This window comes from Streptomyces sp. NPDC054770, from assembly GCF_053611985.1.
Genome location: NZ_JBSHBL010000098.1, coordinates 1 through 24,025, shown reverse-complemented (window position 1 = coordinate 24,025; position 24,025 = coordinate 1). Strand labels below are relative to the sequence as shown.

Sequence of the window (24,025 nt, the reverse complement as noted above, 5' to 3'; positions counted from 1 at the left end):
AAAACTGGGCAGTTTCTGCCAAACCCGAAGGGCATTCGGCGTTTTGATACGGATAGATTCAGTCACCAAGCGGTACCCGGACGGTACGGTCGCCGTCGACCGGCTCTCCCTGGAGATACCGGATCGCTCGATCACCGTCTTCGTCGGCCCCTCGGGCTGTGGCAAGACGACGACCCTGCGGATGATCAACCGGATGGTGGAGCCCAGCGAGGGCCGGATCCTCCTGGACGGCGCCGACATCCACGCGCAGCCGGTCAACATCCTGCGCCGGTCGATGGGTTACGTCATCCAGAACGCCGGTCTCTTCCAGCACCGCACCATCATCGACAACATCGCCACCGTGCCCCGGCTGCTCGGCTGGACCAAGCAGAAGGCCCGGGCCCGGGCGGCCGAGCTGATGGAGCGGGTCGGGCTCGACTCCGCGCTCGCCAAGCGCTACCCGTACCAGCTCTCCGGCGGCCAGCAGCAGCGCGTCGGCGTGGCCCGGGCGCTCGCCGCCGACCCGCCGGTGCTCCTGATGGACGAGCCGTTCTCCGCCGTGGACCCCGTGGTCCGCAAGGGCCTCCAGGACGAACTCCTGCGCATCCAGGACGAGTTGGGCAAGACCATCGTCTTCGTCACCCATGACATCGACGAGGCGATCAAGCTCGGCACGATGGTCGCCGTGATGCGCACCGGCGGCCACCTCGCCCAGTACGCCCCGCCGGCCGAACTGCTCACCGACCCCGCGGACGCCTTCGTCGAGGACTTCCTCGGCGCCGACCGGGGCATCCGGCGGCTGTCCTTCTTCCCGTCCACGGCCCTTGAGCTGCAGACCGCCCCGATCGTCGCGATAGACGCCGACGCCTCCCGGCTCGGCGCCCGCGGCACGGCCGACGCCCCCTATCTCCTCGTGACGGACCTGGACGGCAGGCCGCTCGGCTGGGGCGAGCCGCGGGCCCTCACCGCCGGCTCGATCCGGCCGGAGCAACTGGTGCCGTACGGGCGGCCCTTCGTGCCCGGCAGGGACTCGCTGCGCGCCGCCCTCGACGGTTCCGTCCTCTCGCCGACCGGCTGGGCGGTGGCCGTGGACGGCGAGGGACGCGCCGTCGGTGTCGTCTCCCAGCAGGTCATCGGCGCCGCGATCCGCACCGCGCACGCCGAGGGCCGCGACGACGCGAAGGTCGGGGGATGAGCGGCTTCTTCGACATCCCGAGCGACCTCCAGAACACCTACTTCGGCCTGATCGGCCTGCACCTGCGCGAGGCCCTGATCCCCGTGCTGGCCGGCCTTCTGGTCTCGCTCCCCATCGCCCAGCTCTGCGTGCGCTTCCGCTGGCTGTACCCGCCGGTGCTGGGCGTGACCACCATCCTGTACGCCATCCCCTCGCTGGCCTTCTTCGTCGTCCTCATCGACTACACGGGCCAGACCGAGACGACCGTGATGATCCCGCTCGCGGTGTACAGCCTGGTGGTCCTGGTCCCGGCCATCGTGGACGGCGTCCGCTCGGTCCCCGCGGAGACCCTGGCCGCCGCGACCGCGATGGGCCTCGGCCCGGTACGCCGCTACTTCCAGGTGCAGTTGCCGATCGCCGTCCCCGCGATCATCGCGGGCCTGCGCGTCGCCACCGTCTCCAGCATCTCCCTGGTCAGCGTCGGCATGCTGATCGGCAACCAGGGCGCCCTCGGCAACCTGCTCAACGACGCGAACACCTACCACCGCCCCGTACTGGCGGTGAACTCGGTCGTGACCACCGCCGTGCTGGCCATCCTGGCCGACGCCGTCCTCGTCCTCGTACGCCGTGTGCTGACTCCCTGGATGCCGAAGGAGAGCACCCGGTGAACATCCTCAACTTCATCCACAGCTTCTTCAGCGACAGCTCCAACTGGCACGGCTACGACGGCATCCCGACCCGCCTCTGGGAGCACGTCCAGTACTCCCTGGAGGCGCTGGCCTACGCGGCGGCCATCGGGCTGCCCGTCGGTCTGATCACCGGCCACTACGGCCGCGGCGGCAACACCCTCGCCCTGATCGCCACGGCAGGCCGGGCGCTGCCCAGCTTCGGCCTGCTGGTCCTGATGTTCATCTGGCTCGGCTTCGGCCTGCTGCCGGTGATGATCCCGCTGGTGATCCTCGCGGTACCGCCGATCCTGGTCACGACATACGAGGCGATGCGCTCGGTCGACCCGTCCCCGGTGGACGCGGCGCGAGGCATGGGCATGCCGGAGGCACGGGTCCTCTTCCAGGTGGAACTCCCGGTCGCCCTCCCGCTGATCCTCAGCGGCCTGCGCTCGGCGGCCATCCAGATCGTCTCGACGGCGACGATCGCGGCGTACGTCAGCCTGGGCGGCCTCGGCCGCTACATCATCGACGGCCTGTACCAGAAGAACTACGAGAAGGTAGTCGGCGGCGCCACCCTGGTGGCGGCGATGGCCCTGGTGACCTTGGGCATCTTCTGGGCGGTGGCCCGACTGACGGTCTCTCCCGGAGTACGTAGGGGATAGCGCCTCGTCAGGGGCGCGGGACTGTATCAATGTGCGGCTCCGCCGCGTGGGCGCGATCAGCCCCACGCGGCGGACAGTTCCCCACCCACCGCACTACCCCCCACTACGCGCCAACGCCAGTTCCAGCACGACAAGCAGCGCATCCCGCACGGAACCCCGTTCCCGCGCGTCGAAGACGACCAGCGGCGTCCCCTCGGCGACGTCCAGCGCCCACCGAACCTCGTCCAGCGTGTGCTCGACGTGGCCGTCGAACGCGTTGATCGCGACGGCGAACGGAATCCCCTTGTGCTCGAAGTAGTCGACCGCGGCATAGCAGTCGTCGAGGCGACGCGTGTCAACGATGACGAGCCCGCCGAGCGCGCCTTCGACGATGTCGTCCCACATGAAGCCGAACCGTTCCTGCCCGGGCGTGCCGAACAGGTACAGCTTCAGCGTCGGGTCGATGGTGATGCAGCCGAAGTCCATCGCCACGGTCGTGGTCGTCTTGCGCGGGGTGAGCGACAGGTCGTCCACGCCCGCCGCGACCTCGGTGATCGACGCCTCGGTGGTCAGTGGCTCGATCTCCGAGATCGAGCCGACGGCGGTGGTCTTGCCCACGCCGAAACCGCCCGCGATGACCATCTTCACCGGCAGCGGCGGCCGTACGGCCGTACGCCCGGCGCCCCGGGTCAGCGAGTCAGTCGGTGTCACGGAGTACCCCTCGGGAGTCGGGGATGGCCCGCAGGCCATCGATAACCCTGCGCAGGACGGACGAGTCGTGGGTGGCCTCGAAGTCGGGCACGTGCACCGTCAGCTGCCCGGCCTCGCGCAGGTCTTCGGCCAGCACCCGGACCACGTTCAGGTGCAGCCGCAGCCGGGCCGCCAGTTCCGCGAGCGACTGCGGAATCCGGCATGCGGCGACGATGTCGTGCTGCTCGAAGGAGAGCCGGTCCAGCACGGCGAGCCCGGCGGCGGTGGCCACCACCTGGGTCTCGACGGGCATCGCCGGTCCGGAGGCGCTGTCCGCCACCCGGCCGGCGGTGACCAGGAACGGCCGTACGGCGGGGGCGGGGCCGACCGGGTCCGGGCCCGGGGGCGGGGTGCCGTCCGCCATGGCTGTGTCTTCCTCTCTCGGCCTTCTCGGCGGTGCCGACCGGCGGTGCCGGTCAGCGCGTCTGTGGGACGCCGACGCTGTTCTTCAGCTCCAGGACGAGCTGCGGACTGAGTGCCGCACCCGCGCGGTTGGCGAACAGGGTCATCTCGTAGGCGATGTTGCCGAGCTTGGCCTCCTTGTCGGCGACCACGCCGAGCACGGCGCCGCTGCCGATCGCGGAGACGATGACATGGCCGCCCTCCAGGTCGATGATGACCTTGTTGAGGGCGCCCAGGCCGTAGTTGCCGGAGGCGCCGGCGGCCAGGCTGGTGATGCCGGAGACGATCGCGGCCAGCCGCTCGGAGTGGGCGCGCTCGCGCAGTTCCGATACCGCGATCAGCAGACCGTCGGAGGACACGGCGATCGCGTCGACCACGCCGGCGGTCTCGGTGGCGAAGCGGTTCAGCAGCCAGGTGAAGTCGGCTGCGGCCGCGCGCAGGTCGGTCGGCGTGGTGCCGCCCGTCGGGGTGTCACCTGTCGACGTGCTCACTGCTCGGCTCCTTCCGGAAGGTGGTTCTGGTCCTGCGGGGGGTACGTGGGGTCGATGTGCGGCACGGGCCGCTCGTGGCTTCCGGTGTCGCTCTCGCGCCGGGCGCGCTCCACCGCCGCCTCGAACTCGTCCAGCGCGTCCCGCTCGGCCTCGGCGTCGCGGGTGCGCGGTGCCTGGGCGAGGCTCTGGGCGGCGCCGACGGTGCTACGGAGGGTCGCACCGCGCACCCGGCGGCGCAGCGGGCGGGGCCCGTCGCCGGAGTCGGCGTCGGCGTCGGCCTCGAAGTCCGCGGGGGGCTCGCCGGAGCGCGCGGCCGGGATCAGCGGGGCCTGCGGTGCCGTCGGCTCGCCGGCCGGATCGCGGCGCGGCAGCCGGCGGGGGAGCGGGCTCTCCGGCTCGGCCCAGGCCGGCACCGTGACGGCGGGCGTCGGGCCGGTCGGCTCGGCCGCAGCCGCGGGTGCCGCCGGTATCGCCGTCGCCGCTGGTGCGGTCGGTGCGGTCGGTGCGTTCGCTTCCGTGGCGAACGGGGTGCCGGAGGTGTCCGCCACCGCGCTCATCGTCAGCAACAGGCGGGCGGGCAGCGTCACCTCGGCGGTGACACCGCCGCCCGGGGTCCGGGTCAGCTCGACGCCGATCTCCCAGCGCCGGGCCAGCGCACCCACCACGAAGAGGCCGAGCACCTTGGTCGGCACCAGGTCGAGGCGCTCACGGCGGATCAGCCGCTGGTTCTCCTCGGCCAGCCGCTCGGCGCTCATACCGAGGCCGTGGTCGGTGACGACGATGTGCGCGCCCGCGTCGCTGGAGCGGACGGTCACCTCGACGGGGCTGCCGGCCGGCGAGAACGACACCGCGTTCTCCAGGAGTTCGGCCACCATCAGCGTGAGGTCGCCGATGATGTCCGGCTCGATCATGGCGTCCGTGCCGGCGTACAGCCGTACCCGCTGGTAGCCCTCGATCTGGCCGAGTGCAGCCCGGACGACGTTGGACACCGGGGTCGGACCCGCGGCCAGCACGGTCTCGCGGATGCCGGCCAGCAGCATCAGGCTGTCGGCGTTGCGGCGCAGGCGGACGGCGATGTGGTCGATGGAGTAGAGGCGTTCGAGGAGCGCCGGGTCGGTCTCGGCCCGCTCCACCGCGTCGATGAAGGCGAGCTGCCGGGTGGTCAGGTTGCTGACGCGGCGGCCCACGTTGCCGAACATCTCGGCGGTGTTGCGGCGGCTGAGCACCTGCCGTTCGAGCAGGGCCGCGGCCGTGTTCTGCACCTGGTTGAACGCCTCGGCCAGGTCGCCGATCTCGTCGCGGGCGGTGACCGGCATGTCCCGCAGCCGGGGCGGACCGGAGTCCTCGGCGTCGTCGTCGGCGACGCGGGCGAGTTCGCGGCCCGCCACCTCGGCGACCTCGTGCGCGACCCCGGTCAGGGCCTGCACCGGGCGGATCACCGAGCGGCGCACCAGCACCGAGAGGGCGAACCACAGGATGAAGCCGAGCACCGAGACGTTCAGCAGGTAGATCGCGTGCCACTTGGCCGAGTCGGCGGCGGCGTCGGCGCCGTCGGCGATCTGGCCGATGAGCGAGGCGGTGATGTTCAGCCGGGCGCTGGCCTGGTCGAGATAGGCCGGGTAGTCGGAGAGCGCGTCCTTGACGGCCTGCCGGACCTGGTCCTGGTTGCCGGACTCCAGCTTGGTCGGGTCGATCTGCAGTTCGGCGAAGGACTGGGCGATGGTGGTCTGCGCCTTGGTGTGCTCCACGTCGGCCAGCTGCCGGGCCTGGCCCTCGGTGGCGAACCGGGAGAACCGGTCGGCCTGGTGCTCGAAGAGGTCGTAGGCGCCGATCGCGTTGGTGAACTCGATCAGGGCGTTGGTGTCGCCGGTGGTCGCCGCGAGCACGTTGGTCTCGAAGGCGCCGTGGGCGGCGTCCGCGCGCAGCAGCGAGTCCAGCAGGTTGCCGGTGAAGGTGGAGGCGAGGTTGGTGTCACGGTCCAGACCGAGGCCGTCGATCAGGTCGTTGGACGCGTTGGTGTAGGCCGGGTCGATGTTGTCGGCGGGCAGGTAGGCCTGCTCGACGGACTCCCGCAGGCTGGACAGCCCCTCGACCTGCCGCAGGGCGGCCGCCTCGGTGTCCGGCAGCCGGTCGCCGAAGGCCTCACGGACCTTCGTGACCTGGGAGTTCACCGCCTTCTGGGCGGCGAGGTAGCCGGCCGACGAGGGGGTGGAGTAGCCGGACTCGTAGCGCGCGGAGAGCAGGATCGCCTGCTGGTGCTCCGCCTCCACCTTGTCCACCAGTCGTGCCACCTGCGTGCTGTCCCGGACCGTCTGCGCCGCGTCGTTCGCGCTGGCGGACTGCCGCACCAGGTCGGTGAAGACGTACGCCAGGAGTACGGCGATGACGGCGAGCGGCACACCGACCAGCAGATTGAGCTTGCGCCGGAAGGGCCAACGGTCGGCGAAACCCCGTACCCCGCCCCGCTCCTGGGCGGGCCGGACAGGAGCGTCCACCTGGTTCGTGGACACCGGGCCTCCTTCATGAGGGTGTCTGGTCTGGGGGGCGTCTTCACCCCGAGCTGTTGCGGAACGACACCGAGTAGCGGGCCCCGTGCACCGCTGTGACCGATATCAACTTCGGTGAGACTACAGCGTTCTTGAAGTCCGGTTCCGCTTGCTCTTTATCAAGAATCCGTTACAAAGAGACCGCTCTCCATCCACAACTGGCCACGGATTGAAGCCAATCGGTGACCCGGAGGTACTTGACTGACCGAGAACCGGCTGGATTGGATCGTCGGGAGTGGTTCGCAACAGCCCCGTGGCGCGCATTCGGCCCCGCGCGGTTCGCAACACCCCCACCCTTCCCACAGCTCCCGGAACGGCAACCGTGACTTCCAACACCCTTCCCAGCAGGTCAATCCGGACATACCGAGGCGTGGCGGCGGTCGCGCTCGCCGCGACGACGGCCCTGCTGGCGGGCTGTTCCTCTTCCGACGGCAGCAAGTCCGACCCGCTGTCCGACAGCAAGGCGAGCGGGGACACCGTTGTCGTCGGCTCCAACAACTTCGCCGAGAGCACCCTGCTCGCCGACATCTACGGCGAAGCCCTCAAGGCCAAGGGCGTCAAGGTCACTTACAAGCCGAACATCGGCAGCCGTGAGACCACCTACGGTCTGCTCAAGAACGGTTCGATCTCGGTCCTGCCCGAGTACAACGGCGCGCTGCTCGCCTACCTCGACCCCAAGGCCACCCCGAAGAGCGTCGACGAGACCACCAAGGCCGTCGAGGCCAAGCTCGACTCCAAGCTGACGCTGCTGGACCCGGCGGACGCGCAGGACAAGGACACGGTGACGGTCAACGCGGCCACGGCCACCAAGTACAACCTCACCGAGAAGTCCTCCATAGCCGACCTCAAGGACATCGCCAAGGACCTGGTCATCGGCGCCTCGCCGGAGTTCCAGACCCGCCAGCAGGGCCTGGTCGGCCTGAAGTCCGTGTACGGCCTGGAGTTCAAGTCCTTCAAGGCGCTCGACGCGGGCGGCGCGCTCACCGAGGCCGCCCTGAAGAAGAACGCGGTGCAGGCCGCCGACATCTTCAGCACGGACCCGACCATCACCAAGGAGAAGTTCGTCGTCCTCCAGGACCCGGAGAACCTCTTCGGCTTCGAGAACATCCAGCCCCTGGTCTACAAGAGCGCCGTGAACCAGACGGCCCAGGACGCCCTCAACGCGGTCTCCGCCAAGCTCGACACGGCGACCCTGCTGGACCTGGACACCCAGGTGCAGTCGGGCAACAAGGACCCGCTGGACGTCGCCCAGGCCTGGCTGAAGAAGGCCGGCCTCAGCAGCTGACCCGCGACCTGCCTTGGCCACCACCGACGTACCGAGACAGGTGCCCTCGCACCCCGGTGTGGTGCTCGACGGCAACGGCCTCGGCCTGACCGGACTCGTCCGGCTCGCCGACGCCGTTGCCGCTCCCGTCGTACCGCCCGAGGCGCTCGACCGGGTCCGCCGGGCCCACGAGAGCGCGGGCCGCCTCGCCGCACAGGGGCGCTGGTACGGCCGCGGCACCGGCGTGGGCGCCCACCGCTCCGTCATCGTCGACCCGTCCGACGCGGCCGGCCACACCCTGCGCCTGCTGCGCAGCCACGCCGGCGGCGCCGGCCCGCTGCTGCCGGCCCGCCGGGCCCGCGCACTGATGGCCGTCCGGGCCAACCAGCTGCTGGCCGCCGGCTCCGGCATCCACCCTGCGTTCGTCACGGCGCTGACCGAGGCCCTGCGCCTCGGCGTGCACCCCGCGATCAACGAGTACGGCGGTGTGGGCACCGGCGACCTCACGGCCCTGGCCCAGACCGGCCTGACCCTGATCGGCGAACGCCCCTGGCTCACGGCGTCCCCCGACACCGAACTGCCCGCCCCGGTCAGCCTCCGCCCCGGCGACTCGCTCGCCCTCCTCAGCAGCAACGCCCTCGCCCTCGGCCGGGCCGCCCTGGCCTGCCACGACCTGGACGTACTGCTGCGGGCCACCCACGCCGTGGCCGCACTCTCCCTGGCCGCCGTCTCCGGCTCCCCGGAGGCGTACGCGCCCGAGGTGCACGCCCTGCGCCCGTACCCCGGCCCGGCCAGAGCCGCGGCGGAGGTACGACGCCTCCTCGCGATCCCCGACCACCCCCTCACCACCGGCCGCCGCATCCAGGACCCGTACGGCTTCCGCGCCTTCCCCCAGGTCCACGGCACGGCCCTGGAGGCCGCCGACCGGCTCCGCCACATCATCGAGACGGAGATCAACTGCCCCACGGAGAACCCGGTCCTGGCCCCCGACGGCAACGTCTACCACCACGGCGGTTTCTTCGCGGCCCCGCTCGCCCAGGCCCTTGACGGCCTCGACCTGGCCCTGCTCCAGACCGCCCAGCTCTCCGCCGCCCGCCTCCAGGCCCTCACCCGCGCCGACCTCACGAGCCTGCCCGCCTTCCTGACCGCGGGCCCGGTGAGCAGCTCCGGCACGATGATCCTGGAGTACACCGCCAACTCGGCTCTGGCGGACCTCCGCTCCAGCGCGACCCCGGCCTCGGCCGGCCACACCGTCCTCTCCCACGGCCTGGAGGAGGCGGCGAGCTTCGCGGGCCAGGCGGCGAAACAGGCCGAACGGGCGGCCGAGGCGTACCCGGTGGTGCTGGCCTGCGAACTGGTGATGGCGGTACGGGCGTTGCGACTGGGCCCGGTGGAGCCGACGGTCCCCGCGTTCAGGCTGGCAGCGGCAGCTCTGCCTGGCGCCATGGAGGACCGCGCCCTGACGGGAGACGTGACGACGGCGATGGAACTGCTGCCGATGCTGGCCGACTTGTGAGAGAGCGAAGCTGTCCTACCTAGGGGCGCGGGGCTGTATCAAATCTGCGGCTCCGCCGCGTGGGCGCGCTCAGCCCCCACTCACCCGCGGCCAATTCTCAACGCGTGGGATTCCGTCACAAACACCGGTGCCGATGGAAGAAAACCTTCTCTTTCCATCCAGAACCGTCGGCACCCGCTTTGCGATCCGCACCCTGCCCCCATGAGAACCGAACCCACCCACGCCCCCACCACCCCGGCCCCCTATCCCTACCCCTGGCGCTGGCCCGCCCTCGCCGCCCTCCTCCTCGCCGAGGCGATGAACCTCCTGGACGCCACGATCGTCCAGGTCGCCGCCCCCGCCGTGCACGCCGGCCTCGGCGGCTCCGTCTCCGACGTCCAGTGGTTCAGCACGGCGTACACCCTGCCGTTCGCGGTCCTCCTGATCACCGGCGGACGGCTCGGCGACATCGCGGGCCGCCGCCGGCTCTTCGTCCTCGGCGTCACGTTCTTCGCCGCGGCGTCCGTCGCCTGCGCACTCGCACCGACGGCGGAGCTGCTGATCGCCTTCCGCGCGGTGCAGGGCGCGGCGGCGGCCGTGATCATTCCGCAGACCGTCGGACTGATCAAGGCGATGTTCGAGGGCGACGAACTGTCCCGCGCACTGGGCAGCATCGGTCCGGTGATGGGTCTCGCGGCCGTCGGCGGCCCGGTCCTCGGCGGTGTCCTCACCCACGCCGACCTGTTCGGCTCCTCCTGGCGGGCCGCCTTCCTGGTGAACGTCCCCGTGGCCCTGGCCGTCCTCGCCCTGGCCCCGAGGCTCCCGGAGAACCGCGCCCCGCACCGCCCCGCCCTCGACTGGCCGGGCACGGCACTCGCGGCGACCGGCACGGGCCTGCTCGTCTACCCACTGATCGGCACGAACCTCACCGAACTCCCGCTGCGCGACTGGGCCTTGCTGGCGCTCGGCCTGCTGGTCCTGGCCGCCTTCGCACTGCACCAGCGCCGCACCACCACGCCACTCCTGGAACCGACCCTCTTCACCCACCGGAGCTTTGCGCCCGCCCTGGCCACCTCGACGACGTTCTTCGCGGTGACCAGCGGCCTGATGACCGTGGTGGTCCTCCAGCTCCAACTGGAGGCGGGCCAGGGTGTACTGGCGGCGGGCCTGAGCCTCACGCCGTGGTCGGCGGGCCTGGCGGTGTCGTCATGGCTGTCGGGCCGCCGCGGCGCCCGGCGCCGGATGATGCCGTACGGCCTGGCCCTCGTGCTCACGGGCCTGACGGCCGCCGCGGCCGTATACGCCACCGCCGCCACCGGCTACCCCTGGGCGCTCCTGCCCGCACTGGCCCTGGTCGGCCTCGGCGCGGGCCTGTTCACCCCCGCCTTCTTCACGCTGGCCCTGCGGCCGTTGCGCCCCCAGGAGGTCGGCTCGGCGGCGGGTGCGCTGAACGCCGTACAGCAACTGGGGGCGACGCTGGGAGTGGCGGTCCTGGGCAGCGCCTACCTGGACGGCTCGGCGGAGGCGGCCTGTGCCGTGGCCGTGGCCCTCACCGCACTCTGCTGGGCCACGAGCCGGCGGATGTGAGCCGCCCCGGCCGGTGGGCGCCGGTCAGAGGTCGAACTCGTGCGGCGGCAGGTCGAGGGTGTAGCACGCCTCGCGGACCACGGCCTGCTCGGTCTTGTCGAAGTCGCCGTCCGCGCCGCCGATCACGATGCCGATCTGGATGACGGCACGCGCCTCGGCCGGCTTCTTCTTCGCCTTGGCGACCTCCTGGAGCACGCTCACCTTGCCGAAGGCGAAGTCGGTGGTCAGCTTGTTCAGGTTCTCCTCGAAGCGGCGGCGCAGGTCGTCCGCCGGGAAGTTCTGCAACACCTCGTTGGTGGCGATGAGCTGGGCGACCCGCTGCCGCTCGGCCGGGTCGATGGTGCCGTCGGCGGCGGCCACGAGCGCGCACATCGCCATGCTCGCGTCCCGGAACGCACTGCTCTTCAGGTCGTTCTTCTTCGCCACGAGCTGGGTCTGCATCTGCGTCGCGGAATCCTTGATGCGGTCCCACAGGGCCATGCGCACTCACTCCTCGGTCGGTAAGAGGCCTGCTTGCCAAAAAATTACCTCTACAACACCGTAGAAACTTGCGCGTCGGCCGATAAGTTCCCGTGACCCGGCGGGATGTGCGGCTGCGCATCCCGACATGACGGCCAGTACCAAGGTCGGACCGCTGTTCGATGTGGCAGTGGGGAACAACTCGAGCCGGCAGGGCACATGCTGAACCTTTGGGACCTCGAACGCACGATGCAGGGGCTGCGGGCGGTGCGTCCGGCCTCGGCCCGCCGGGTCGACTGGCCCGGCCTGGAGCGCTCGCTGGGCGTCGGCCTGCCGGCGGACTTCAAGGAGTTCGCCGAGGCCTACCCCCCGGTCGAGATCGACGAGTTCCTCCGGATCTGGAGTCCGGCGCCCGGGCGGGAGGAGGAGTACGCCGAAGGAGTACGGTACGGCCTCGACATCCTGCGGGATCTTCAGGAGTCCGGCGACACCGAGGACTACACGGCCTACCCGGAGCCGGGAGGGCTGCTGCCGTGGGGCGAGTCGCTCGAAGGCGACGCCTTCTACTGGCGCACGGCCGGCCCGGATCCGCAGCGGTGGCCGGTGGTCGCCGGCGGGCGCAACGGTGCCTGGTGGGAGTGCGCGGGCGGCATGCTCGCGTTCCTGGTCGGCGTGTTCGACGGGACGGGGGAGAGGTCCGAGCTGCCCGACGGCGTTCTCGGACCGGGCGCGTCCGTGGTCCTGCTCGGTCCGTGAGGCGGGTCGGCCTCCCGCAAAGAGGCCTCCGCATCCCCCGCCGCCGGTCGGCGGAGAGGGTGCGGAGGCCGTCGTTCTTGAACGGACGTCACTGCGCCTGTACGGCGTCCGTCGCCCGCGCCTGCTTCTTCCGTTGCCGTCGGCTCACCCGCGGCTCCTGGTCCGGCAGCCAGCCGAAAGCCATGCAGCTGCCGACGGCCCCGAGGGCGAGGCCGACGAAGAAACCGCCCAGGTTGGAGGTGACCCAGCTGCCCAGGGAGCACAGCACGCCGAGGATGGAGTAGAAGAGGCGCTGCGAGGGGTTGAAGAGGGTCAGCAGGCCGCACAGCAGCATGACCACCGGCAGCAGATAGCCCACCACACCCTGCATGCCTATATGTATGACGACCTTCAGCGAGGCCTTCTCGGTGAGCAGGATCCACCCGCCACCCAGGGCCAGCAGCAGACCGCCCCAGAACGGCCGACGGGCCCGCCAACCGCGGAAGGCGGGCCGCCACCCCTCATGTGGAGTGTCCGTGCCGGACATCAGCAACCCGAGCTGCTGAAGCTGAGTTTCAGGCCGGGAAGCTTGAACACCCCTGCGGTGGTCGCGTAGTTGGTCTGCCGCAGGCTGTCGATGTGCACGGTGTCGGCCTGCTGGCTGAAGACGCCGATGGGTCCCTTGACCCCGGCCTTGTTGAGGGTGCTCGCGTCGTTGCCGATCTCGATGTTGTTGAAGGACGCGTCGCCCGACAGCTCGGTCGAGTCGGTGGTCAGGTCGGTCGCCTGCACCTTCGACGAGCCGCTGCCCGCCTTGATGAGCAGGTTGGTGCCGCCGAGGTCGACGCTCTGGCACAGGCTGTCCAGGGTCGCGTTCTTGATGGCGGAGGTGACGACCAGTACCTGGCCGCCGGTGTCACCGGCGTTCGGGCTGCCGTCGGCCATGCTGTCGAGCGCGCCGAACTGCTCGAAGCCGGTGCCGTCGAGCGACTTGGCGGTGACCGTGAAGGGCATGCCGGAGATGGAGAACGACACCCCCAGCGCCCCCTGGGCGGTCAGGACCGCGAGGCCGGCGAGGCCCAGCGTGGCCGGCACGGCCATCACGGCGGCCCGGCGTGCCCGGACCCGTCCTCGTCTCGGTGCCCCTCCGGTGCCCCCGGTGGTGTCAGGTGTTTCGGAAAGAGAGCCGCTTCCCGGGCTCTCAGGCGTGTTGTCGGCGGACGGAACGTCCGGGGACTCGGCCATGTCTGCTCCCATGCATTAGTCACGCGGGTTGGGCTTCAGTGGCACGTTGTCCTGGCGCGGACAGCGGCTGCCGCGCACGCCTCCTCACAACTCCCGGCGGGCGCAAGGGCTTTCTCGTTACGCAGCAGTAGCCAAGCCGAAAGTTACCGGCGGTTACTTTTCAGGGTCAAGACAGTTGTGAAAAAAGGGTGTTGAATTCGCGTCAATTATGTTCCGACCATGCATTCCCATGATCGACTGCTCAACTGTCTTGATCGGCCTTGACGTTGACGGGTGATCAGGTCTACAACTCTCCCTGTTTCCTTTGGATCCGTGGCGCCGGATCCGCCGAGCGGCATCGACCGCTTCCCGGCCTTCTCGATCACCGCTCCGCTCAGCGGCGTGGGCACGGTCGCTTCCCCCCAGGGGCCCTGCCCGAACGCCCTTGACCGGCCCGGTCGGAGGCCTAACCCCCCCAGGCTTTCGGCCGGTGTCCGGCCTGGCTGCCGTTGGCGGCCCCGGACCGACGGCGAGGGGGGGTGGGGCCCGCCCACGCCCGCGCGGGCGACGCGGCCCCCCCCCCCCCCCCGCCGCCGGGCAGGCCCCCGGGGTGGCCTCCGCTCAGGACGACCCCGGTTACTTGAGTTAGGCAAGCATATGTGGCTTACTTGAGTCAAGCAAGCGAATTGCCGGCGCCTCGAACGAATGGGTCACCCCGTGTATGGCAGCTCTCCCGCACCCCAAGCGCTCGCCCGAGGCGGCGGACAGCGGCTGCTGGTCGCCGCCGGAGCCCCGGACACCGCCGAACTCCTCACCTCCACCCTGGAGTTGGCGGGCTACCGGACCGGTGCGGCGGGCAGCGCCGCCGAGGTGGCGCGACGGCTCGCGGAGCACCGGTTCGACCTGGTCGTCATCGACGCGGAACTGCCCGGCCTCGACGACCTCGCCCGGGGCGGGCGCTTCACACCGGCCTACCGGCCGCCGGTCCTCGTGCTGGCCGCCTGTGACTCGCTGGCCCGGCTGGTACCCGAACTCGGCGCCGGTGAACGGGACTACGTCACCAAGCCCGTCCGGATCGCCGAGGTCCTCGCCCGGACCAAGGTCCTGCTCCGGGACGTGGGCGACGGTGGCCGGCCGGGCGGCACGCTGGACCATGCCGACCTGGTGCTGGACGACGGCACCTGCCGGGCCCGCCGGGGCGGCCGCACCCTCGACCTCACCCCCGCCGAGTACCGGCTGCTGCGCCACCTCCTGGTCAACGCCCAGAAGGTGCTGTCCAAGGAGCAGATCGGCCGCCACGTCTGGGGGGAGTTCCGGGACGGCAACGCCATCGAGCAACTGGTCTCCCGGCTCAGACGCAAGGTCGACCGCAGCGGCCCCGCACTGATCCATACGAGGCGGGGGTTCGGCTACTGGCTGGGGGAGTCGTCGGAGCCCGGGTGACGGATTCGCGATGGAATCCATGGGCAAATTCCAGTGCAGTCGCGTTGTGTGTCCGGCGTGGCTGTCGAGGCAAGGGGGGTGGCCGATCGTCGGGTGGGTGCGCCATATCGCCCCTGACGTCAACTCCAGTTGCTTATAGGAGAGTTCACGATTTCCGTCCGATACGCGGGTTATGGCGGTGACACCCCTCTGAGACCTGGATCACGTCAGCCCGATGTCAGGGAACTGACCGGAAGTGGTCAGCCCAGGCTGTTTGCATATGCTCATCCCCCCACCGAGGAGACAGAGATGGCCGACACCACGACCGGCACCGCACCCGGCCCCTCCGCACCGGTCCCCGAGTTCCCGATGCCCCGGGCCGCCGGCTGCCCCTTCGACCCGCCCCCGGCCCTGAGCGCCGCCCAGGAGGAGGGGCCGCTCACCAAGGTCCGGCTCTGGGACGGCAAGGACTACTGGCTGCTCACCCGGTACGCCGACCAGCGTGCCGTGCTGCTCGACCCCCGGGTCAGCGCTGACCTCACCCGGCCCGGATATCCGCTCCAGGCCCCCAGCAACGGCAAGAACAACATCAGCTTCATCCTGATGGACGACCCCGAGCACGCCCGGCTGCGCCGCATGGTCACCGCACCGTTCGCGATCAAACGCGTCGAGGCGCTGCGCCCGGCCGTGCAGAAGATCGTCGACGACCTGATCGACGAAATGCTGGCCGGCCCGAAACCCGTCGACCTCGTCGAGGCGTTCGCACTCCCGGTGCCCTCGCTCGTCATCTGCGCGCTGCTCGGAGTGCCCTACGACGACCACGACTTCTTCCAGGAGAACAGCAAGATCCTCATCAAGCGGGACGCGGCCATGGAGGACCGGATGGCCGCCCACGGGAGGCTGATCGGCTACCTCGACGCGCTGATGGGCGAGAAGATGGCGCAACCGGGCGACGACCTGCTCTCCGGGCTGGTGGCCCGGGTCGAGTCGGGCGAGCTGACCCGGACCGGCGCCGCGCAGATGGGCGTCCTGCTGCTGCTCGCCGGTCACGAGACCACCGCCAACATGATCGCCCTCGGCACCCTCGCCCTCCTCGAACACCCGGAACAGCTGGCCCTGTTGCGGGACACCGACGACCCGAAGCTGATCGCGTCCTCGGTGGAGGAGCTGCTCCGCTACCTGAGCATCGTGCACGGCGGCCGGCGCCGGGCGGTCCTCGCGGACATCGAGGTCGCCGGCCAGCTGATCCGGGCCGGTGAGGGCGTGATCATGCCGAACGACATCGCCAACCGCGACCCCGAGGCCTTCCCCGACCCCGACCGCCTCGACCTCACCCGCGACGCCCGCCGCCATGTCGCCTTCGGCTTCGGAGTGCACCAGTGCCTGGGCCAGCCACTGGCCCGGATGGAGCTCCAGGTCGTCTACGGCACCCTCTACCGCCGCGTACCCGGCCTCCGGCTCGCCGCCGGCATCGGCGAACTGCCCTTCAAGCACGACGGATCCGTCTACGGCGTCTACGAACTCCCGGTCACCTGGTGACCCCACCCCCCACCCACAGCAAGGAGAACACCATGCATGTCGAACTGGACGAACCGAAGTGCGTCGCATCCGGGCAGTGCGTGCTCGCCGCCCCCGAGGTGTTCGACCAGCGGGACGAGGACGGCATCGCCTTCGTCGTGGACGAGAATCCCGCCGGGGACACCCTGGACGCCGTCCGGGAGGCCGTGGCGATCTGTCCGGCCGCCGCGATCCGACTGGTGGCGGAGTGAACCGGATCGTGGTCGTCGGGGCCTCCGCGGCCGGACTCGCGGCGGTCGAGACGCTTCGCCGCGAGGGCTACGACGGCACGCTGACCCTCGTCGGCGACGAGTCCCGCACCCCGTACGACCGGCCCCCGCTGTCCAAGCAGGTGCTGTCGGCCGAATGGACGCCGGACCGGGTGACACTGCGGGCGCCGACCGAACTCGACGCTCTGGGACTGGAGTTGCGGCTCGGGGTGGCGGCGAGCGGGCTGGACGTGGCGGACCGTACGGTGCGTCTGGCCGACGGCTCGGCGCTGCCCTACGACGGGCTGATCGTGGCCACGGGGGTCCGGCCGCGCCGGCTGCCCGGAGAGGGAGCGCATGTGCTGCGCACCCTCGACGACGCGCTCACCCTGCGGGAGCGGCTCGGTCCCGGGCAGCGGCTGGTGGTGGTCGGCGCCGGGTTCCTCGGTGCCGAGGCCGCGGCGGTCGCCCGGCGGCTGGGGGCCCAGGTGACCCTGCTGGAACCGGCGCCGGTGCCGCTCGCGCACGCGGTCGGCGAGGAGGTGGGCCGGGTGCTGTCCCGGGCCCATCTGGAGCGGGGCGTTGACCTGCGGACCGGGGTCAAGGTGACCGAGGTGACCGAGGAAGGGGTGCGGCTGGCCGACGGGACGGAGATCGAGGCCGACGAGGTGCTGGTGGCGATCGGTTCGCTGCCCAACGTCGAGTGGCTGGCCGACAGCGGGCTGACCGTGGGCGACGGGGTCGTCTGCGACGAGTACTGCGAGGCCGCGCGGGGGGTGTACGCGGCGGGTGACGTCGCCCGTTGGTACAACCCGCTGTTCGGGGTCTCGATGCGGATCGAGCACCGGACCAACGCGGCGGAGCAGGGGATGGCCGCGGCGCGCAATCTCCTCAATCCCGGGGCGCGCAAGGCGTTCGCACCGGTGCCGTACTTCTGGTCCGACCAGTACGAGATGAAGATCCAGGCGTACGGGTATCTGCGGGGGCACGAGGAAGTGCGGGTCGTGGAGGGGGAGTTGGCGGAGGGGCGGTTCGTCGCCGGGTATCGGAGGGGGGAGCGGTTGAGCGGGGTGCTGGCGGTGGGGATGCCGCCGAAGGTGATGCGGGGGTGGCGGCAGGCGATTGCAGTGGGGGCGGAGTGGGGGGAGGCCGTGAAGTAGGGGGTGGGGTAGGTGGTTCGCGGTCTGCGGGCCGGTGGGGGCTGGTCGCGCAGTTCCCCGCGCCCCTTACGGGGCGCCCTCAGCCGGCCCTCGCTGCAATGCTGAGCGCGTTTGCGGCCACAACCGCCCCGATCCCCGCCCACTCCGGCACCCCCAGGCCCTGCCCCAGCACCACCCACCCCACCACCGCCGCCAGGACCGGGTTGACGCTCATGAACAGGCCGAAGGTCTGGGCCGGGACCTTGCGGAGGGTGAGGAGGTCGGCCAGGTACGGGACGGCCGAGGACAGGACGCCCGCCGCCACCGCGCACAGGACGGCGGCGGCCGTCGGTGGGTGGCGTACCGCGACCAGGATGCCGACCGGCAGGAACGTCAGTGCCGACACGCTCGCTGCCGTCGCCGGGCCCTGTGCCCCCGGTATGCGGTGTCCGACCACCCGGTTGAGCAGGATGTACGACGCCCAGCAGGCCGCGGCCACCAGGCCCAGGGCCATGCCCGCGTAGTCGGTCGTCGGCTGCGGGCGCATCAGCACCACCACGCCCGCCGCCGCCAGCACCGCGCACCCCGCGTCCAGCCGGCGGCGGGACGCGGTGAGCGCGATGGTCAGCGGACCCAGGAACTCCAGGGTGACCGCCAGGCCCAGGCCGACCCGGTCGATCGCGGTGTACAGGGTCAGGTTCATCGTGCCGAAGACCAGTGCGAGCAGCAGTACCGGCCACCACTGCCGCCAGGTGAAGTCCCGCGGGCGGGGCCGCCCGACGGCGACCAGGACGAGTGCGGCCACGTACTGGCGTACCGCCACCACCCCGAGCGGGCCGAGGACCGGGAAGGCGAGGGAGCCGATGGCCGCGCCGGTCTGGTTGGACAGGCCGCTGGCGAACATGGTCGCCACGCCGGAGAGCCGGGTCGGCGCGGAGGGGGAGACCGCGGGGGAGGAGACCGGGCGTTCGAGGGCTCGTCGCATGGGAGGAGAGTCCGCCCGGCCGGCTCTTGCGCAAAATGCATGCGCCCGGGGATCTATACGCTGTGCGTATGGATGAGGTCGAGCTGCGGCAGCTGCGCTGCCTCGTCGCCATCGTCGACGAGGGCACCTTCACCGATGCCGCGATCGCCCTCGGGGTGTCCCAGGCGGCCGTCTCCCGCACCCTGGCGGGGCTCGAACGGGCCCTGGGAGTGAGGTTGTTGCGGCGGACCTCGCGTGCGGTGACGCCGACGGCGGCCGGGGTGCGGGTGGTGGAGCGGGCCCGGCGGGTGCTGGCGGAGGTCGCCGGTCTGGTGGAGGAGGCCGTCTCGGTGCCCTCGCGGTTGCGGATCGGGTACGCCTGGTCGGCGGTGGGGCGGCACACCGTGGCCTTCCAGCGCGGCTGGCGGGCCGCGCACCCCGGGACCGAACTCCAACTCGTGCGGGTGAACGCGGCGTCCGCGGGACTGGCCGAAGGAGCCTGTGATCTCGCGGTGCTGCGGCGGCCGCTTGATGACCGGCGGTTCGACTCGGCCCTCGTCGGGCTGGAGCGGCGGCTGTGCGCGCTGGCCGCCGACGATCCGCTGGCCCGGCGCCGCACCGTACGCCTTGCCGACCTGACCGGCCGGATACTCCTGGTGGACCGGCGTACCGGCACCACCACCCCGGAGCTGTGGCCGCCGGAGTCGCGGCCGGTCGTCGAGGAGACGCACGACGTCGACGACTGGCTCACCGCCATCGGGGCGGGCCGTGCGGTCGGTGTGACCGCCGAGTCGACCGCCAACCAGTACCCGCGGCCCGGCATCGTCTACCGGCCGGTCCGGGACGCCGAGCCGGTCGCCGTCCGGCTGGCCTGGTGGCGGGACGACCCGCACCCCGCCCACCAGGCCGTTCTCGAACTGCTCAGTGAGCTGTACCGGGCCGGCTGAGCACACCGTCCGCCGGATTGCCCCGGCAATACGGCAGACAAAATTGTTGACAATCTTGTTTGGCTAGATTTACGTTCGACAGGCACTCACTCAGGGAGGGCGCAATGCCGAAAGAAGCCCGTCCGAGCACCGGAGAGCAGGCCAAGCAGCATGCGTTCACGCTGCTGCGGCAGGCGATCCTGCACGGCGAGATGGCCCCGGCCCAGCGGCTGGTGGAGAACGAACTCGCCGAGGAGTTCGGTGTGACGCGGGCCAGCATCCGCGCGGCACTGATCGATCTGGAGGCCCAGGGACTGGTCGAGCGGATCCGTAACCGGGGCTCACGGGTGCGGGTGGTGACCGTGGAGGAAGCGGTCGCGATCACCGAGTGCCGCATGGTCCTGGAGGGACTGTGCGCGGCCAAGGCGGCCGTCGCGGCCAGCGACGAGCAGCTCACCGAACTCGCGGACCTCGGGGAGGCCATGACCAAGGCCGTCGCCGACGGCGAACCGGTCACCTACTCCGAGCTCAACCACGCACTCCACGACAAGATCCGGGTGATCTCCGGCCAGCAGACCGCCGTGGAGCTGCTGGAGCGGCTCAACGCCCAACTGGTGCGGCACCGCTTCCAGTTGGCGCTGCGCCCGGGGCGTCCGCAGCAATCCCTGAACCAGCATCTGGCGATGATCGAAGCGATCAGGGCCAGGGACCCGCAGGCGGCCGAGGCGGCCGTCCGCGCCCACCTCACGAGCGTGATCGACGCACTGAGCGACTGAGCACGCCCGGGGCTGGGTGGGCGCACATCTGTCCACCAAGGAGAGTTTTTCAATGACGCACGCCAACGCGCCCGCCGAAGCCCCACCGCGATCCACCCTGGTCGTCACCGCGCATGCCGGGGACTTCGTGTGGCGGGCGGGTGGAGCCATCGCCCTGGCCGCGTCCCGGGGCGAGAAGGTCACCATCGCGTGTCTGACCTTCGGCGAGCGCGGCGAGTCCGCCAAGGCGTGGCGCGAGGGCAGGAACCTGGCGGAGATCAAGGCGATACGCCGGGAGGAGGCGGAGAAGGCCGCCGCCGCGCTCGGCGCCGAGGTCCGGTTCTTCGACGCGGGCGACTACCCGCTGGTCGCCACCGCCGAGCTGACCGACCAGCTGGTCGCCGTCTACCGCGAGACCCAGCCCGACGTCGTGCTCACCCACCCCGTCGAGGACCCGTACAACGGCGACCACCCGGCCGCCAACCGCATGGCCCTGGAGGCCCGCATCCTCGCCCAGGCCATCGGCTACCCGGGCGCGGGCGACATCATCGGCGCCCCGCCGGTCTTCTACTTCGAGCCGCACCAGCCCGAGATGAGCGGCTTCCGGCCCGAGGTCCTGCTCGACATCACCGAGGTCTGGGACACCAAGCGCAAGGCGATGGAGTGCCTCGGCGCCCAGCAGCACCTGTGGGCCTACTACACCGACCTCGCCGTCCGCCGGGGCACCCAGCTCAAGCGGAACGCCGGCCCCAACCTGGGCCTGGCGCACAACACCATGGCCGAGGCGTTCATGCGCCCGTTCCCGCAGATCGCGCAGGAGCTGGCATGAGCGGCGTGATCGTCACCCACCCGCCGAAGGCGGAGCTGAAGGACGTGGACGCCCTCGCCGGCTTCGGCGTCGCCACCGTGAGCGAGGCGATGGGCCGGACCGGCCTGCTGGGCCCGGGGATCCGGCCGATCCAGCAGGGCGTGCGGGTGGCCGGCACGGCCGTCACCGTGCTCAGCTGGCCCGGCGACAACCTCATGATCCACGCGGCCGTCGAGCAGTGCGGCGAGGGCGACATCCTGGTCGTGACCACCACCTCGCCCTGCACGGACGGGCTGTTCGGCGAACTGTTCGCGACCGCGCTGAAACAGCGCGGGGTGCGCGGGGTCGTCCTGAACACCGGCATCCGCGACACCCAGGAGCTGCGGGACATGGGCTTTCCCGCCTGGTCCCGGGCGGTCTCCTCGCAGGGCACGGTCAAGGCCACCGGTGGCTCGGTCAACGTGCCGATCGCCGTCGACGGACAGGTGATCAACCCGGGGGACGTGATCCTCGCGGACGACGACGGTGTCGTGGTCGTACCCCGCGAACGCGCCCGTGAGACGGTCGAGAAGTCCGAGGCCCGCGAGGCTAAGGAGGCCGCGACCCGCGCCGCGTTCCTCGACGGCCAGCTGGGCCTGGACCGCTACGGACTGCGGGAGACCCTTCAGCGGCTCGGCGTCGAGTACAAGACGTACGAGGAGTACGAGGAGCACACCAAGTGACCGGGCCCGCGGAGGTGCGCTGCATGCTGATGCGCGGCGGCACCTCCAAGGGCGCCTACTTCCTGGCCGAGGACCTGCCTGCCGACCCCGCCGCCCGCGACGACCTGCTGCTGCGGGTGATGGGCAGCCCGGACCCGCGCCAGATCGACGGCCTGGGCGGGGCGCACCCCCTCACCAGCAAGGTGGCGGTGGTCTCGGTGTCGGACGACCCGGAGGCGGACGTCGACTACCTCTTCCTCCAAGTCGCCGTCGACCGGCCGGAGGTGACCGACCGTCAGAACTGCGGGAACATCCTCGCCGGGGTCGGCCCGTTCGCAGTGGAGCGGGGGCTCGTGGCGCCCGGTGACGGCGAGACCTCGGTACGGATCCGGATGCTCAACACGGGGGAGTCGGCCGTCGCCACCTTCCCGACCCCGGGCGGGCGCGTCGACTACACCGGCGACGCCGAGATCTCCGGGGTGCCCGGCACGGCCGCCCCGGTGGTGATCGAGTTCCCGGCCGGCGGGAGCCCGCTGCTGCCCACCGGCAACGTCCGGGACACCGTCGCGGACACCGCGGTGACCTGCGTCGACAACGGCATGCCGACCGTACTCATCGCGGCGAGCGCCCTCGGCGTCACCGGGTACGAGGCGCCCGGGGACTTGGAGGAGGACCTGGCGCTCGCCGACCGGCTGCACGAGATCCGGCTGGCGGCGGGGAAGCTGATGGGCCTCGGGGACGTCGAGACCGCCACCGTGCCCAAGCTCAGCCTGCTCGCCCCGCCCCGCGACGGCGGCGCGGTCACCACCCGGACCTTCATCCCCGTCCGCTGCCACACCTCGATCGGCGTCCTCGGCGCCGCGAGCGTGGCCGCGGGACTCAGGCTGCCCGGCAGCGTGGCGGAGGGGATCGCCCGGCTCCCGGACCACGGCGACCGGGTCCGCATCGAACACCCCACCGGATTCCTGGAGATCGACACCAGCGTCGACCCCGGGTCCGGCGGTTCCCCGCCGGCCGCCCGCCGTACCGCGGTCGTCCGCACCGCCCGCAAGATCTTCGACGGCACCGTCTTCGCGCGCGCCGCCGCCCTTCCCGCACGACCTCAAGGAGGCAACGATGGCTCCGCCCCTCGGTGACATCGCCCATATCGGCCATGCCCAGCTGTTCACCCCGGACCTGGACGCCAGCGTCGCCTTCTTCACCGACTACGTCGGACTGACCGTCAACGGCCAGGACGGCGACACCGTCTATCTGCGGACGTATGACGACTACGAGCACCACAGCCTGGTCCTCACCGCCCGCGACCGGCCGGGCCTCGGCCGGCTCGCCCTGCGCACCTCCAGCGAGGAGGCCCTCCATCGCCGTGTCAAGGCGATCGAGGAGTCCGGCGGCACCGGCCACTGGGTGGAGGACGAGCCCGGCCTCGGCAAGCTGTACGTCACCACCGACCCGGACGGCCACGAGCACGCCCTCTACTGGGAGAGCGAGCACTACCGGGCACCGGACGAGCTGAAGCCCGCGCTGAAGAACCAGCCGCAGGCCAAGCCCAACCGGGGCGTCGGCGTGCGCCGCCTGGACCACGTCAACTTCCTGGCCGCCGACGTGCTCGCCAACTCCGAGTTCCAGGAACACGTGCTGGGCGCCAGGCCGACCGAGCAGGTCCGCCTCGACAACGGGACGATCGCGGCCCGCTGGCTGACCTTCACCCACAAGTCGTACGACGTCGTCTACACCTCCGACTGGACCGGCTCGACCGGGCGGCTGCACCACATCGCCTTCGCGACCGACACCCGCGAGGACATCCTGCGCGCGGCCGACCTGGCCATCGACACCGGCGTGTTCATAGAGACCGGCCCGCACAAGCACGCCATCCAGCAGACGTTCTTCCTGTACGTCTACGAGCCCGGCGGCAACCGCATCGAGCTGTGCAACCCGCTCACCCGGCTGGTGCTGGCCCCCGACTGGCCGCTGGTCACCTGGACCGAGGCAGAGCGGGCCAAGGGGCAGGCATGGGGGCTCAAGACGATCGCGTCCTTCCACACGCACGGGACGCCGCCGGTCGGCTGATCCGGTTTCGGCCTCTGGGGGGGGTGGGCGGCGCGCCGTGTCGCGGGGCCCCCCCCCCATTG

Annotated in this window: 25 protein-coding genes; 17 read left to right on the top strand and 8 right to left on the bottom strand. The window is 71.2% G+C overall.

What is annotated here, in order from left to right:
- Positions 1-43: 43 nt before the first annotated feature.
- From ACWGKQ_RS45630 to ACWGKQ_RS45620, 3 genes are read left to right on the top strand one after another with little or no spacing between them, the layout of a single operon-like run.
- Positions 44-1,174 (top strand): ABC transporter ATP-binding protein, encoded by a 1,131-nt coding sequence (locus ACWGKQ_RS45630; protein ID WP_453297984.1) that lies wholly within the window; start codon positions 44-46, stop codon positions 1,172-1,174.
- Positions 1,171-1,821, top strand: coding sequence for an ABC transporter permease (locus tag ACWGKQ_RS45625; RefSeq protein ID WP_453297983.1), 651 nt, complete (start codon positions 1,171-1,173; stop codon positions 1,819-1,821). Before ACWGKQ_RS45630 ends, ACWGKQ_RS45625 begins: the two co-directional genes overlap by 4 nt.
- The gene (locus tag ACWGKQ_RS45620; protein ID WP_453297982.1) at positions 1,818-2,483 is read left to right on the top strand and encodes an ABC transporter permease; all 666 of its coding nucleotides are present in this window, start codon (positions 1,818-1,820) and stop codon (positions 2,481-2,483) included. Before ACWGKQ_RS45625 ends, ACWGKQ_RS45620 begins: the two co-directional genes overlap by 4 nt.
- Before the next feature lie 93 nt (positions 2,484-2,576).
- Here the strand turns inward: ACWGKQ_RS45620 and ACWGKQ_RS45615 are convergent, their stop codons facing one another.
- Genes ACWGKQ_RS45615 through ACWGKQ_RS45600 form a run of 4 tightly spaced genes read right to left on the bottom strand, consistent with a single transcriptional unit; the run spans position 2,577 to position 6,615 of the window.
- On the bottom strand, positions 2,577-3,173 hold the full coding sequence (locus tag ACWGKQ_RS45615; protein WP_453297981.1) for a GTP-binding protein: 597 nt from the start codon (positions 3,171-3,173) through the stop codon (positions 2,577-2,579).
- Positions 3,160-3,576, bottom strand: coding sequence for a DUF742 domain-containing protein (locus ACWGKQ_RS45610; RefSeq protein ID WP_089104679.1), 417 nt, complete (start codon positions 3,574-3,576; stop codon positions 3,160-3,162). Before ACWGKQ_RS45610 ends, ACWGKQ_RS45615 begins: the two co-directional genes overlap by 14 nt.
- A gap of 52 nt (positions 3,577-3,628) precedes the next feature.
- Positions 3,629-4,105 carry a roadblock/LC7 domain-containing protein gene (locus ACWGKQ_RS45605; RefSeq protein WP_453297980.1) on the bottom strand — a complete coding sequence of 159 codons (477 nt, stop codon included), beginning with the start codon at positions 4,103-4,105 and terminating at the stop codon, positions 3,629-3,631.
- Complete coding sequence (locus ACWGKQ_RS45600) at positions 4,102-6,615, bottom strand: ATP-binding protein (protein ID WP_453297979.1); 2,514 nt, start codon at positions 6,613-6,615, stop codon at positions 4,102-4,104. Before ACWGKQ_RS45600 ends, ACWGKQ_RS45605 begins: the two co-directional genes overlap by 4 nt.
- Positions 6,616-6,973: 358 nt before the next feature.
- Between ACWGKQ_RS45600 and ACWGKQ_RS45595 the strand changes: the two genes are divergently transcribed.
- The 3 genes from ACWGKQ_RS45595 (at position 6,974) to ACWGKQ_RS45585 (ending at position 10,997) form a co-directional block, all read left to right on the top strand.
- Positions 6,974-7,936, top strand: coding sequence for an ABC transporter substrate-binding protein (locus tag ACWGKQ_RS45595; RefSeq protein WP_453297978.1), 963 nt, complete (start codon positions 6,974-6,976; stop codon positions 7,934-7,936).
- Between the two features lie 13 nt (positions 7,937-7,949).
- On the top strand, positions 7,950-9,431 hold the full coding sequence (locus tag ACWGKQ_RS45590; RefSeq protein ID WP_453297977.1) for an aromatic amino acid lyase: 1,482 nt from the start codon (positions 7,950-7,952) through the stop codon (positions 9,429-9,431).
- Between the two features lie 201 nt (positions 9,432-9,632).
- Positions 9,633-10,997, top strand: coding sequence for an MFS transporter (locus ACWGKQ_RS45585; protein WP_453297976.1), 1,365 nt, complete (start codon positions 9,633-9,635; stop codon positions 10,995-10,997).
- Positions 10,998-11,021: 24 nt separating this feature from the next.
- Here the strand turns inward: ACWGKQ_RS45585 and ACWGKQ_RS45580 are convergent, their stop codons facing one another.
- Positions 11,022-11,477 (bottom strand): tellurite resistance TerB family protein, encoded by a 456-nt coding sequence (locus ACWGKQ_RS45580; protein WP_453297975.1) that lies wholly within the window; start codon positions 11,475-11,477, stop codon positions 11,022-11,024.
- Positions 11,478-11,675: 198 nt separating this feature from the next.
- On the opposite strand from ACWGKQ_RS45580, the gene ACWGKQ_RS45575 reads away from it, so the two are divergent.
- The gene (locus ACWGKQ_RS45575; protein WP_453297974.1) at positions 11,676-12,212 is read left to right on the top strand and encodes an SMI1/KNR4 family protein; all 537 of its coding nucleotides are present in this window, start codon (positions 11,676-11,678) and stop codon (positions 12,210-12,212) included.
- Between the two features lie 88 nt (positions 12,213-12,300).
- On the opposite strand, the gene ACWGKQ_RS45570 is transcribed toward ACWGKQ_RS45575, so the two are convergent.
- Complete coding sequence (locus tag ACWGKQ_RS45570; RefSeq protein WP_453297973.1) at positions 12,301-12,738, bottom strand: DUF6114 domain-containing protein; 438 nt, start codon at positions 12,736-12,738, stop codon at positions 12,301-12,303.
- The gene (locus ACWGKQ_RS45565) at positions 12,738-13,436 is read right to left on the bottom strand and encodes a DUF6230 family protein (RefSeq protein ID WP_453297972.1); all 699 of its coding nucleotides are present in this window, start codon (positions 13,434-13,436) and stop codon (positions 12,738-12,740) included. The genes ACWGKQ_RS45570 and ACWGKQ_RS45565 overlap by 1 nt, the downstream gene beginning before the upstream one ends.
- Positions 13,437-14,132: 696 nt before the next feature.
- On the opposite strand from ACWGKQ_RS45565, the gene ACWGKQ_RS45560 reads away from it, so the two are divergent.
- The 4 genes from ACWGKQ_RS45560 (at position 14,133) to ACWGKQ_RS45545 (ending at position 17,763) form a co-directional block, all read left to right on the top strand.
- A complete protein-coding gene (locus ACWGKQ_RS45560) occupies positions 14,133-14,858 on the top strand; it encodes a response regulator transcription factor (RefSeq protein ID WP_453297971.1) in 726 nt (241 codons plus the stop codon).
- Between the two features lie 288 nt (positions 14,859-15,146).
- Positions 15,147-16,376: a cytochrome P450 gene (locus ACWGKQ_RS45555; RefSeq protein ID WP_453297970.1), complete on the top strand. Its 1,230-nt coding sequence runs from the start codon at positions 15,147-15,149 to the stop codon at positions 16,374-16,376.
- 32 nt (positions 16,377-16,408) lie between these two features.
- Positions 16,409-16,606: a ferredoxin gene (locus ACWGKQ_RS45550; protein WP_453297969.1), complete on the top strand. Its 198-nt coding sequence runs from the start codon at positions 16,409-16,411 to the stop codon at positions 16,604-16,606.
- The gene (locus ACWGKQ_RS45545; RefSeq protein WP_453297968.1) at positions 16,603-17,763 is read left to right on the top strand and encodes an NAD(P)/FAD-dependent oxidoreductase; all 1,161 of its coding nucleotides are present in this window, start codon (positions 16,603-16,605) and stop codon (positions 17,761-17,763) included. The genes ACWGKQ_RS45550 and ACWGKQ_RS45545 overlap by 4 nt, the downstream gene beginning before the upstream one ends.
- 79 nt (positions 17,764-17,842) lie before the next feature.
- Here ACWGKQ_RS45545 and ACWGKQ_RS45540 read toward each other — a convergent pair whose 3' ends face one another.
- A complete protein-coding gene (locus ACWGKQ_RS45540) occupies positions 17,843-18,655 on the bottom strand; it encodes an EamA family transporter (RefSeq protein ID WP_453297994.1) in 813 nt (270 codons plus the stop codon).
- Positions 18,656-18,795: 140 nt separating this feature from the next.
- Between ACWGKQ_RS45540 and ACWGKQ_RS45535 the strand changes: the two genes are divergently transcribed.
- The 6 genes from ACWGKQ_RS45535 (at position 18,796) to ACWGKQ_RS45510 (ending at position 23,963) form a co-directional block, all read left to right on the top strand.
- Positions 18,796-19,653 (top strand): LysR family transcriptional regulator, encoded by an 858-nt coding sequence (locus tag ACWGKQ_RS45535; RefSeq protein WP_453297967.1) that lies wholly within the window; start codon positions 18,796-18,798, stop codon positions 19,651-19,653.
- 104 nt (positions 19,654-19,757) lie between these two features.
- A complete protein-coding gene (locus tag ACWGKQ_RS45530; RefSeq protein ID WP_453297966.1) occupies positions 19,758-20,408 on the top strand; it encodes a GntR family transcriptional regulator in 651 nt (216 codons plus the stop codon).
- A gap of 52 nt (positions 20,409-20,460) precedes the next feature.
- On the top strand, positions 20,461-21,216 hold the full coding sequence (locus ACWGKQ_RS45525) for a PIG-L deacetylase family protein (protein WP_453297965.1): 756 nt from the start codon (positions 20,461-20,463) through the stop codon (positions 21,214-21,216).
- Positions 21,213-21,917 (top strand): 4-carboxy-4-hydroxy-2-oxoadipate aldolase/oxaloacetate decarboxylase, encoded by a 705-nt coding sequence (locus ACWGKQ_RS45520; protein ID WP_453297964.1) that lies wholly within the window; start codon positions 21,213-21,215, stop codon positions 21,915-21,917. Before ACWGKQ_RS45525 ends, ACWGKQ_RS45520 begins: the two co-directional genes overlap by 4 nt.
- Positions 21,914-23,032, top strand: a complete 1,119-nt coding sequence (locus ACWGKQ_RS45515; RefSeq protein ID WP_453297963.1) for a 4-oxalomesaconate tautomerase — start codon at positions 21,914-21,916, stop codon at positions 23,030-23,032. The genes ACWGKQ_RS45520 and ACWGKQ_RS45515 overlap by 4 nt, the downstream gene beginning before the upstream one ends.
- A complete protein-coding gene (locus ACWGKQ_RS45510; protein WP_453297962.1) occupies positions 23,013-23,963 on the top strand; it encodes a catechol 2,3-dioxygenase in 951 nt (316 codons plus the stop codon). Before ACWGKQ_RS45515 ends, ACWGKQ_RS45510 begins: the two co-directional genes overlap by 20 nt.
- The last annotated feature ends 62 nt before the right edge of the window (positions 23,964-24,025 follow it).

Coding starts and splice junctions, on each gene's coding strand:
- ACWGKQ_RS45585 (WP_453297976.1), top strand. CDS start 9,633: ATGAGAACCGAACCCACCCACGCCCCCACCACCCCGGCCCCCTATCCC.
- ACWGKQ_RS45555 (WP_453297970.1), top strand. CDS start 15,147: ATGGCCGACACCACGACCGGCACCGCACCCGGCCCCTCCGCACCGGTC.
- ACWGKQ_RS45520 (WP_453297964.1), top strand. CDS start 21,213: ATGAGCGGCGTGATCGTCACCCACCCGCCGAAGGCGGAGCTGAAGGAC.
- ACWGKQ_RS45610 (WP_089104679.1), bottom strand. CDS start 3,576: ATGGCGGACGGCACCCCGCCCCCGGGCCCGGACCCGGTCGGCCCCGCC.
- ACWGKQ_RS45550 (WP_453297969.1), top strand. CDS start 16,409: ATGCATGTCGAACTGGACGAACCGAAGTGCGTCGCATCCGGGCAGTGC.
- ACWGKQ_RS45575 (WP_453297974.1), top strand. CDS start 11,676: ATGCTGAACCTTTGGGACCTCGAACGCACGATGCAGGGGCTGCGGGCG.
- ACWGKQ_RS45525 (WP_453297965.1), top strand. CDS start 20,461: ATGACGCACGCCAACGCGCCCGCCGAAGCCCCACCGCGATCCACCCTG.
- ACWGKQ_RS45570 (WP_453297973.1), bottom strand. CDS start 12,738: ATGTCCGGCACGGACACTCCACATGAGGGGTGGCGGCCCGCCTTCCGC.
- ACWGKQ_RS45530 (WP_453297966.1), top strand. CDS start 19,758: ATGCCGAAAGAAGCCCGTCCGAGCACCGGAGAGCAGGCCAAGCAGCAT.
- ACWGKQ_RS45535 (WP_453297967.1), top strand. CDS start 18,796: ATGGATGAGGTCGAGCTGCGGCAGCTGCGCTGCCTCGTCGCCATCGTC.
- ACWGKQ_RS45625 (WP_453297983.1), top strand. CDS start 1,171: ATGAGCGGCTTCTTCGACATCCCGAGCGACCTCCAGAACACCTACTTC.
- ACWGKQ_RS45580 (WP_453297975.1), bottom strand. CDS start 11,477: ATGGCCCTGTGGGACCGCATCAAGGATTCCGCGACGCAGATGCAGACC.
- ACWGKQ_RS45565 (WP_453297972.1), bottom strand. CDS start 13,436: ATGGCCGAGTCCCCGGACGTTCCGTCCGCCGACAACACGCCTGAGAGC.
- ACWGKQ_RS45510 (WP_453297962.1), top strand. CDS start 23,013: ATGGCTCCGCCCCTCGGTGACATCGCCCATATCGGCCATGCCCAGCTG.